This window comes from Sinorhizobium americanum, assembly GCF_001651855.1.
GTDB classification, from domain to species: domain Bacteria; phylum Pseudomonadota; class Alphaproteobacteria; order Rhizobiales; family Rhizobiaceae; genus Sinorhizobium; species Sinorhizobium americanum.
Genome location: NZ_LNQC01000009.1, coordinates 1 through 1,568, shown reverse-complemented (window position 1 = coordinate 1,568; position 1,568 = coordinate 1). Strand labels below are relative to the sequence as shown.

The 1,568-nt window shown below is 58.9% G+C and carries 1 protein-coding gene; it reads left to right on the top strand.

Annotation, left to right across the window (positions count from 1 at the left end):
• Window positions 1–79 precede the first annotated feature (79 nt).
• A complete protein-coding gene (locus ATC00_RS00050; protein WP_064251562.1) occupies window positions 80–1,201 on the top strand; it encodes an IS110 family RNA-guided transposase in 1,122 nt (373 codons plus the stop codon).
• The last annotated feature ends 367 nt before the right edge of the window (window positions 1,202–1,568 follow it).

Below are 1,568 nucleotides of genomic sequence, written 5' to 3'. Positions count from 1 at the left end.
TGACCGGATGACGATCACTTGCGCCGAGATCGGGGCTTTCTGAATGTGCCATTGAACGAGCAACAGAAGGGAAGCTCTCATGGCAGGAAAGAAGTTTATCGGCCTTGACGTTCATCAGGACACTATTGCCATTGCAGTTGCAGATGATGGCGTTGACAGTGAGGTCCGTTATTTTGGGACAATTGCCAATCGACCTGAAGCCCTGCATTCGGCGCTGAAGAAGATCGGGCAAGGCGGCTCGGAGCTTCGCGTCTGCTATGAATCCGGGCCATGTGGGTTCATCATCTATCGCCTCCTCGCAAAACTCGGCGTGGACTGCATGGTGATCTCACCGTCTTCAATGCCGCGGCGGCCGGGAGATCGGGTGAAGACCGATCGTCGGGACGCGCAAACGCTAGCCCGTCTGTTGCGCGCCGGCGAGCTGGTCGCGGTGTGGGTGCCGGACGAAGCGCATGAAGCGGTTCGCGACGTCGTCCGCGCTCGGCGGCAGGCGAAAGATGAACTCGGTGCGGCAAAGTCCACTCTGAAGAGTTTCCTTCTGCGTCACGGTCGACGGTTCAACGGCAAAGCGATCTGGGGCAAGGCTCATTGGGGCTGGCTGTCGGAACAGAAGTTTGCCTTTCCGCACCAGCAATTTGTGTTCGAGGAATACAAGCGGCGCATTCATGATCTGATCGCCCGTTGCAACCGGTTGGACGACGTTTTGAAGGAAGCCGTCTCTGGCTGGGTGCTAGGTCCTCTGGTCCATGCGCTTCAGGCTTTGCGAGGTATCAAGTTGACGGCGGCCGCCACGCTCGTTGCGGAGATCGGCGATCTGCATCGGTTCGACAGCCCCAAACAGCTGATGGCATGGCTCGGCCTGGTACCGGCCGAGCATTCCAGTGGCAAGAGGATCAGGCGCGGAGAGATCACCCGCAGCGGTAACGCGGCGGCTCGGACGATGCTGATCGAATCGGCATGGCATTATCGTTTCCCGGCCCGCGAGGGGCGAAGCTTGATAGACCGGAATGCCGAGATTCCGGAAGATATTAGAGCCATTGCATGGAAAGCGCAGGTTCGCCTTTGCGCCAAGTTCCGGAGACTTGTCGCTTCTGGAAAGCAGACGGTCAAGGTAGTGACCGCCGTTGCTCGGGAGCTGGCCGGGTTCATCTGGGACATCGCCCGGCAAACACCGCCCGTCGCTGTGGAACCACGGCGCTAGCGCGCGCAGGGCGAAGCTGGTCTGGGTTGCGCAGCCCGGAGCGCGCGGCCTAGGCACAACAGGGGGTAGTTGCGAACGGAAAGAAACACTGGACTTGGTTGGCGTGCTGCGCGGTCTGATTGATGTAGGATAATCCTCGATACGGCGCTGGGGCAGATATGATCAATGCCCGGTCAATTGAAGGAGGAAGGTCCGCGACGGAAAAGGGTCGTGTGGTAGCCAATCCGCGAATAGGTGCTTGATCAATCGTCGTCAGGCAACAGCCGCGCAGCACACCTGCCAAGTCCCCGATCTTGTAACGGCATCAATTTTGGTGCCAGAATTACTATGAGCACAATCAGTCGTGATCGTCATAGGAGCGCCGTAG